Genomic DNA, 8,454 nt, shown 5'->3' on the forward strand with positions numbered 1-8,454 from the left:
TGTGTTTTATGATAAATTCCGCCTTTTAGATTGCTCGATTTTTCTTCCTGTAATGTTTCTAAAAGTTTCATTTTTTATAGTTTATTTTAGAAAGCGAAGATACTTTTTTCTTTTTAAAAATTATCTTTAAGTTTCTAGTGCCAAATTACGGGCAACGGATTTGTATATGATTTTTTGCGTGATTCGGGACTAAATTTAGTAAAAAAAATCGGAATAGAAAATCCCCCAAGGGATTTTCGTATGTAGGCGAAAACCAGCAATTAATTATATACGTTGTTAGTTTTTCGTTGCGAAACATTTTTATAAGCACGTTTTTTTTGCGTTTCTAAGTTTTTCAAGAATTTAAAATTCAAGATTTGTTTATGTTTTATTTTTTCTTTAAAATTCTAAACATTCTTTTTTAGATTCACGTAAAACAGGTTTTTTTACGAGTTTAAAATTCAAGATTTGTTTATGTTTTATTTTTTCTTTAAAATTCTAAATATTCTTTTTTAGATTTATGTAAAACAGGTTTTTTCACGAGTTTAAAATTCAGAATTTGTTATATTTTATTAAACTTTTTCTTTAAAATTCTAAATATTATTTTTTGGATTTACTCAAATAATTTTTCAGGAGTTTAAAGATTTTCAATTTGTTAGTTTTTTTCTAAACTTTTTCTTTAAAACTCTAAATATTCTTTTTTTAGATTTATGCAAAACAGCGTTTTTTATGAGTTTAAAAATTTACGATTTATTGATTTTTAATTATTCAAAAACATTCTCAATAATTCTCTCTTTTCTTTAATATTCTCATTTTTTCTGAGCAATGAAAACTAACGGATTTGTATATGATTTGTTGCGTTATTCTGGACTAAATTTAGTAAAAAAAATCGGAATAGAAAATCCCCCAAGGGATTTTCGTATGTAGGCGAAAACCAGCAATTAATTATATACGTTGTTAGTTTTTCGTTATGAAACATTCAGATAAGCACGTTTTTTTNGCGTTTCTAAATTTTTTCTTTAAAATTCTAAACATTCTTTTTTAGATTCACGTAAAACAGCATTTTTTCATGAGTTTAAAATTCAGAATTTGTTTTTTTTATTAAAYTTTTTCTTTAAAATTCTAAACATTCTTTTTTGGATTTACGCAAAACAGCAATTTTTTTACGNTAGATGAATAATAAAGGTCCTCTTATTTTAAATATTAATTAATAGGTAAATTAATTAAGGTCTAATTAATGCTAAATGATGATAAGTTCGTTTGTATCTTTTGTTTTGTGGGTTATATTAAAATTCAGAATTTGTTTTTTTTATTAAACTTTTTCTTTAAAATTCTAAACATTCTTTTTTGGATTTACGCAAAACAGCAATTTTTTTACGAGTTTAAAATTCAGAGTTTTTTATTAAACTTTTTCTTTAAAATTCTAAACTTTCTTTTTTAGATTCAAGCAAAACAACATTTTTTCACGAGTTTATAAATTCATAATTTATTCATTTTAATTATTTAAATATTCTCGATAATTCTATTTATTCTTGAAATTTCCATTTTTTCTGAATAATGAAAACTAACGTTTTGTATATGGTTTGTTGCGTTTTTGAAGCACTAAATTTAGTAAATAAAAACGGAATAGAAAATCCCTAAGGATTTTCGTAAGTAGGCTAGTACTAGCAATAAATTATATACGGTGTTGGGCTTAGTTCTTTTTCAATATTTCTATTAATTTCTTATTAACATAAATATTTTCTCTACCAACTTTTTCAGAAGATATAATTCCAATTTTTTCAAGACTATTTAAATATCTTGAAGCTGATTTTCTTTCTACATTTAGTTTTTGTACTACATATTCAATTTTTGAATAAGGTTGTTCGAAAAGCAATTCAATAAGTTCTTTTCTGTATATTTTAGGTTCTTTTTCTTGTACAATTTCAATAGTCTTAGATAGTAAATTATTAATAGCGTTTATTTTTTGAATAGTTCTATCGGATGTTACTTCTATAGCTTTTAAGATGTATAAAATATACTCTTCCCATTGGTCAGATGTATTTACTTTATTTAGAAGTCTATAATAATCTGATTTATTTTCATTTATATATGAACTTAAATATAAAATAGGAATATCAAGAAGTTCATTTATAATTAAATAAAGAATATTTAGTATTCTACCTGTTCTCCCGTTACCATCATAGAAAGGATGAATACTTTCAAATTGATAATGTAATATTGCTAAATTTATAAGAGGAGGAAAGTCGTCTTGTTTTATATTAAAATGTTCTAAAAAATTACCTAATAAATCTAAAATTTCGTCTTTCTCTTGTGGTGGAGTATAAACTACTTCTCCTGTTTTGTCATTTTTTAAAACAGTTCCAGCCATATTTCTTACTCCTGCATTATTTTCAATAATTGTTTTTTGTAAGAATTCAATATCTTTCAATCTTAAGAATCCCTGTTTTTTAAGTAAATCTTGTCCTGAAAAAATAGCTTTTCGATAATTAATTACTTCTTTTACTTGAGACCCTTGTTTTGTTTTTGTAGCTAAAGCTTTATATAGTTCATCTTGAGTAGTGATAATGTTTTCAATTTCAGAGCTATCCTTAGCTTCTTGAAGAACTACTGCATTGATAAGCATTTCCTGATTAGGCATAGTTTGAGCAATTCCTTTTAATTCACCTAAAGATTTTGATGATTTACTTAATTGTCTTAATATTTTTAAAGTTTCTACTTTTTCTTTTTTAGGAGGAAGTTTATCAAGTTTTTTTATTTGGTACATTTTGTCTTATATTTTTTTAATACGTACCAAAAATACAAAATAAAGTACATATATTGTAATTGTGGGACTTTTTGTCGCATTAAGCCCAACGTTCTTGTATATGATTTGTTGCGTTTTTCGAGCAACTAATTTAGTTAATAAAATCGAAATATAAAATTTAAAAAAAAGCTTTTCATAAATATTTAAAAACTAGCAATAAATTATATACGGTGTTATGTTTATCGGTTTTGAGTTCTAAATAATCAATCTACTTAAATTTTATTCTATTTTATTTTTCACGCTTTAAAGCTCAGTTTTTAGCCTTTTAATTTTTCTTAATTAATTTTTCCACCTCTAATGCTTAAATTTCTCGTTTTACGTTTCAGCTTGATATTCGCGCTGTTGTGCTAAAACCTTTTTTCTCCAGAGATATTTTCACGTTTCTATATTCAGTTTTAAATGATTCTTGAATTTTTCATTTTATTTCTAAATTGTCTTAAATTACTTTTCACGTTTCAATTTTTTCTTAAAATAGGGGAGAAGTTGTTTTCATTTTTAGCTGTTTGAGCTTTTTTTTTCAGCGTATAATTATGTCAATTTATTTTTTAGAACTCATAAAATACTCATTAGGAATTTCTGAGGAAATTCTGCCGTTAAACATAACGTTTTTTGTATAAGATTTGTTGTGAAAATCATTACTGATTTAGTTAAAAAAATAGAACAAAAAATCAGTAATAATTTTCGTAAACAGTTGGTAATCAGCAATAAATTTTATACATTGTTGTGCCACGTTTATTCGGTAAATGGTTTTTCATTCCGCCAATTTTAAAGAGAATGAGTTATTAAAATTCAAAATATTATGTGTCAAGAAAATTCATTTGTTGAAAAGAAAATTAAAAATATTAAATCAGGTAAAGAAATTTTAGATATTCAAGTACAGTTAGATATGTTATTCGCAAAAATTAAAAAGATTGAAAATAAAATAGAGTTTAAACAGGAAATTGATATTAGAGATGAAATTTGGCTTATCAATTCAATTGCTTATTCTATTCAGCTAGCCCAGATTCAGCATAAAAAATCTCAAGATTCGTAATGAAAATTCCTTCGTCATATTCTTTAATTCTTGGGCTTTTTATGTATCTATTTAATAGTTCGTCTAAAGAATCAATAATTGTTTTTTCTGATTTTTGGTTTAATTTATTTAGAATATTTAGGATTTCGATTTTTATAAATAACATTTCCTTTTTAGATTTAGTGTTTATAAAATCATCGTATTTTTTTCGAATATGTTTCTTATAATCTTGTACTGTTAAATCTTTTTCAGTCATTTTTACAATTTTTTAAATTATGAATAAATTATTAAATATTATGTTTAAGTTTTTCAGATTTTCGAGTGCTTAATGTGGCACAACGGTTTGGTGTATGATTAGTGGCGTTTTCAAGCACCTAATTTAGTAAATAAAAACCGAATAGAAAATCCACAAGGATTTTCGTAAGTAGGCTTGAACTAGCCATTAATTATACACGGTGTTGTAGCCAGTTATTTTTCTTTTCTATTATGTTTATCTGTAAAATAAATTAAAACGATAATTAGGTAACTAATACCAAATATAATTAATCCTTTATTTACAGACATTGCAATAATTGATTCTTTTCTTTTTTTTACATTGTATTTTAAACATTCAAATTTTCCATCATCTGTACATTGAGAACTAGGGTCAAGAGATGGAGAGTATTCGTCTAAAGGTAAATTATAACCAACAATGCCTCCACCTTGTGAATTCATTGTTATTTTACTGTAATCATAATTGTCAAATTTAGAAATATCATAAACACTAAATGAATAAATAAGAGCTGTTAATATTCCAATTATAAGACTAACACTCGCAAGTTTAAATAAACTTTCAAATATTTTTTCGTAATTAATTTTTCTTCTTTTCGTTTTTTCTTTTGTTAAAATTATTTTTAAAGGCTCTTCTTTATTCTTTAATGGAATTGGAGGCGGTTTTTTAGATAATTTAGTTTTAAATTGTTCAATATTATTTAGTTCAGTCCAATCATCATAATTTTCATTCCAAACTAAAGTTTTTTGATGAATATCCATTTCTAAAATTTCCTTTACAGAGAAAGGACCTTTTTGCTCATTATTAATTACAATAAAAAAATTTTCCATTTTGTTAATTGAATTTTAAGAATAAACCTAAATAATTTGAATGAATAATACTTTTCCAAGGATTACCATATTGTTTAAAACCATTCTTATTTAGAATATGTACCATTGCGGGGTTTTTATTTATTTCTGTTGAAGCCATTAAATTTCCTTCTCCATATTCGTTAATTAAGATTTTAACAATTGAACTTGCAATTCCTAATCCATTAAATTTTGGATTTGTGTATAAATACCCAAGTTCCCATTCAAATTGATTTTCTAAACTCATTAAAAATGCTTTCCGCTCATTAAAATCAGTTTTAGTTTTCTTTTTAATTCCACCAATTCCAATTGGATTTTTGTCTTTAAAAACTAAACATATAAATTTGCATCTATCTGCTTTTAAATTTAAATCATCTGTTACTTTTCCTTGTTCTTTTAATAAATCAGCAAAAATTTTTCTGTCAGATTCTGTTAAATTTTCTTTTTGTATAATTTTGAATTCTAACGTCATTTTTTTTTCTTTAATTGGCTACAACGGATTTGTATATGATTTGTTGCGTTATTCTGGACTAAATTTAGTAAAAAAAATCGGAATAGAAAATCCCCCAAGGGATTTTCGTATGTAGGCGAAAACCAGCAATTAATTATATACGTTGTTAGTTTTTCGTTGCGAAACATTTTTATAAGCACGTTTTTTTGCGTTTCTAAGTTTTTCAAGAATTTAAAATTCAAGATTTGTTTATGTTTTATTTTTTCTTTAAAATTCTAAACATTCTTTTTTAGATTCACGTAAAACAGATTTTTTCACGAGTTTAAAATTCAAAATTTGTTATATTTCATTAAACTTTTTCTTTAAAATTCTAAATATTCTTTTTTGGATTTACTCAAACCAGCAATTTTTCACGAGTTTAAAGATTTTCAATTTGTTAGTTTTTTTCTAAACTTTTTCTTTAAAACTCTAAATATTCTTTTTTTAGATTTATGCAAAACAGCGTTTTTTATGAGTTTAAAAATTTACGATTTATTGATTTTTAATTATTCAAAAACATTCTCAATAATTCTATTTTTTCTTTAATATTCTCATTTTTTCTGAGCAATGAAAACTAACGGATTTGTATATGATTTGTTGCGTGATTCGGGACTAAATTTAGTAAAAAAAATCGGAATAGAAAATCCCCCAAGGGATTTTCGTATGTAGGCGAGAACCAGCCATTAATTATACACGTTGTTGTAAGTAGTGCTTTTTTAGTTCACTTACTTAATTTCAAAATCCGAAATGCTCCTTGAATTACCAATGCAAAAACAATTGTTCCGATAATCAAATCAGGTTTATTAGAACTCAAATAATGCACTAAAATTCCTGCAATTATTACTCCTAAATTTATAATCACGTCATTCGAGGTGAAAATCATACTCGCTTTCATATGTGCTTCTTCTTTACTTTTTGACTTTTGCAAAATATAAAGACAAATTCCGTTTGCGATAAGTGCGAAAATCGAAACGATAATCATTGTCGAAAAATCGGGAAGTTTCTCGTCTCCGAAAAATCTTCTTAAAACTTCTACAAATCCAATAATCGCAAGTATTATTTGAAAATATCCAGCAAGTTTGGCAATCCGTTTTTTCTTTATTACTGTTCCGCCAACCGCAAACAAACTAATTCCGTAAACAAAACTGTCCGCAAGCATATCTAAACTATCGGCAACAAGTCCCATAGATTTTGAGATAATTCCTGTTGTCATTTCGATTATAAAAAACGCAAAATTTATAACGAGTACAGACCAAAGTAGCTTTTTTTGGTTTTTGTTTTCTTTAAATTCCGTTTGGTCGGTTTGTTTAGTCGAGATTTTCTTTCCACCTAAATTTAGTTCGATAACTGACTTTTCGATTTGGTCAATTTCTCCGCTGTGAAAAACGGTCAATTTTCGATTCGGAATATCAAAGTCCAAATTCGCAATGCTTGAAATTCCATCTAATTTCATTCGGATTAGATTTTCCTCTGAAGGACAGTCCATTTTGGTAATTTCAAATATTGTCTTTTTCATTCGGTTTCTGGGTTTTTCGGCATTACTTACAACGGATTTGTATATGATTTGTTGCGTTATTCTGGACTAAATTTAGTAAAAAAAAATCGGAATAGAAAATCCCCCAAGGGATTTTCGTATGTAGGCGAAAACCAGCAATTAATTATATACGTTGTTGCTATTTGTTGTTTTTAATTGTTCAATTTTTTCTCTAAAATTCCTTTTTCGATTTTCTAGAATCAGCTTTTTAAAAATCTTTGTTTATTTTTCGTGCTTTTTCTTTTTTCTTTTAATTTTTCTTGATTTAAAATTTATTTACAAAGTTTTAGGAATCAGTTTTTAAAATCTTTGTTGATGTTTGGTGCTTTTTCTTTTTTGTTTTAATTTTCTTGATTTAAAATTTATTTACAAAGTTTTAGGAATCAGTTTTTAAAATCTTTGTTGATGTTTCGTACTTTTTATTTTTTGTTTTAATTWTTYAAAATTTATTCACAAAGTTTTAGGAATCAGTTTTTAAAATCTTTGTTGATGTTTGGTGCTTTTTCTTTTTTGTTTTAATTTTCTTGATTTAAAATTTATTTACAAAGTTTTAGGAATCAGTTTTTAAAATCTTTGTTGATGTTTCGTACTTTTTMTTTTTTGTTTTAATTTTTYTTRATTTAAAATTTATTTACAAAGTTTCGTAATCAGCTTTTTAAAAATCTTTGTTKATTTTTCGTGCTTTTTCTTTTTTCTTTTAATTTTTCTTGATTTAAAATTTATTCACAAAGTTTTAGGAATCAGTATTTTTAAAAATATTTATTGATATTTGATACTTTTTCTTTTGATTTTTTTCTTGAAATAATTGAAATAATTGACAAAATTGATTGTTCAAAACTTTGTTTTTTACTGAAATTTCACAATAAATTGCAACGGATTTGTATATGATTTGTTGCGTTATTCTGGACTAAATTTAGTAAAAAAAATCGGAATAGAAAATCCCCCAAGGGATTTTCGTATGTAGGCGAGAACCAGCAATTAATTATATACGTTGTTGCTATTTGTTGTTTTTAATTGTTCAATTTTTTCTCTAAAATTCCTTTTTCGATTTTCTAGAATCAGCTTTTTAAAAATCTTTGTTGATTTTTTGTKYTTYTTTTTTGTTTTAATTTTTCTTAATTTAAAATTTATTTACAAAGTTTCGTAATCAGCTTTTTTAAAATCTTTGTTGATGTTTCGTACTTTTTCTTTTAATTTTTCTTGATTTAAAATTTATTCACAAAGTTTTAGGAGTCAGTTTTTTAAAATCTTTGTTGATTTTTGGTGCTTTTTCTTTTGATTTTTTTCTTGAAATAATTGACAAAATTGATTGTTCAAAACTTTGTTTTTTACTGAAATTTCACAATAAATTGCAACGGATTTGTATATGATTTGTTGCGTGATTCGGGACTAAATTTAGTAAAAAAAATCGGAATAGAAAATCCCCCAAGGGATTTTCGTATGTAGGCRARAACCAGCAATTAATTATATACGTTGTTGTAARTAGTNGCTTTTTKWKTWYWCYTANCTTNNAT

At 25.0% G+C, this 8,454-nt stretch carries 6 protein-coding genes; 1 reads left to right on the forward strand and 5 read right to left on the reverse strand.

Annotated features, from left to right (window positions below; all coding sequences use genetic code 11):
• Nucleotides 1-1,672: 1,672 nt before the first annotated feature.
• Nucleotides 1,673-2,746 carry a Fic family protein gene (locus L0U77_RS11045; RefSeq protein WP_233898049.1) on the reverse strand — a complete coding sequence of 358 codons (1,074 nt, stop codon included), beginning with the start codon at nucleotides 2,744-2,746 and terminating at the stop codon, nucleotides 1,673-1,675.
• Between the two features lie 838 nt (nucleotides 2,747-3,584).
• Here L0U77_RS11045 and L0U77_RS11050 point away from each other — a divergent pair.
• Nucleotides 3,585-3,818 (forward strand): hypothetical protein, encoded by a 234-nt coding sequence (locus L0U77_RS11050; protein ID WP_233898050.1) that lies wholly within the window; start codon nucleotides 3,585-3,587, stop codon nucleotides 3,816-3,818.
• Here the strand turns inward: L0U77_RS11050 and L0U77_RS11055 are convergent.
• The 4 genes from L0U77_RS11055 to L0U77_RS11070 all read right to left on the reverse strand — a co-directional run bounded on the left by L0U77_RS11055 (nucleotide 3,772) and on the right by L0U77_RS11070 (nucleotide 6,922).
• A complete protein-coding gene (locus L0U77_RS11055; protein WP_233898051.1) occupies nucleotides 3,772-4,053 on the reverse strand; it encodes a hypothetical protein in 282 nt (93 codons plus the stop codon). The genes L0U77_RS11050 and L0U77_RS11055 overlap by 47 nt on opposite strands.
• Before the next feature lie 212 nt (nucleotides 4,054-4,265).
• The gene (locus L0U77_RS11060; RefSeq protein ID WP_233898052.1) at nucleotides 4,266-4,898 is read right to left on the reverse strand and encodes a DUF4339 domain-containing protein; all 633 of its coding nucleotides are present in this window, start codon (nucleotides 4,896-4,898) and stop codon (nucleotides 4,266-4,268) included.
• A gap of 4 nt (nucleotides 4,899-4,902) precedes the next feature.
• Complete coding sequence (locus L0U77_RS11065) at nucleotides 4,903-5,388, reverse strand: GNAT family N-acetyltransferase (RefSeq protein WP_232113539.1); 486 nt, start codon at nucleotides 5,386-5,388, stop codon at nucleotides 4,903-4,905.
• Between the two features lie 739 nt (nucleotides 5,389-6,127).
• Nucleotides 6,128-6,922 carry a cation efflux transmembrane domain-containing protein gene (locus tag L0U77_RS11070; RefSeq protein WP_101931971.1) on the reverse strand — a complete coding sequence of 265 codons (795 nt, stop codon included), beginning with the start codon at nucleotides 6,920-6,922 and terminating at the stop codon, nucleotides 6,128-6,130.
• Between the last annotated feature and the right edge of the window lie 1,532 nt (nucleotides 6,923-8,454).

Origin of the sequence: Tenacibaculum piscium, from assembly GCF_021390715.1 — a bacterium.
GTDB classification, from domain to species: Bacteria; Bacteroidota; Bacteroidia; order Flavobacteriales; family Flavobacteriaceae; genus Polaribacter; species Polaribacter piscius.

Coding starts and splice junctions, on each gene's coding strand:
- L0U77_RS11045 (WP_233898049.1), bottom strand. CDS start 2,746: ATGTACCAAATAAAAAAACTTGATAAACTTCCTCCTAAAAAAGAAAAA.
- L0U77_RS11050 (WP_233898050.1), top strand. CDS start 3,585: ATGTGTCAAGAAAATTCATTTGTTGAAAAGAAAATTAAAAATATTAAA.
- L0U77_RS11055 (WP_233898051.1), bottom strand. CDS start 4,053: ATGACTGAAAAAGATTTAACAGTACAAGATTATAAGAAACATATTCGA.
- L0U77_RS11060 (WP_233898052.1), bottom strand. CDS start 4,898: ATGGAAAATTTTTTTATTGTAATTAATAATGAGCAAAAAGGTCCTTTC.
- L0U77_RS11065 (WP_232113539.1), bottom strand. CDS start 5,388: ATGACGTTAGAATTCAAAATTATACAAAAAGAAAATTTAACAGAATCT.
- L0U77_RS11070 (WP_101931971.1), bottom strand. CDS start 6,922: ATGAAAAAGACAATATTTGAAATTACCAAAATGGACTGTCCTTCAGAG.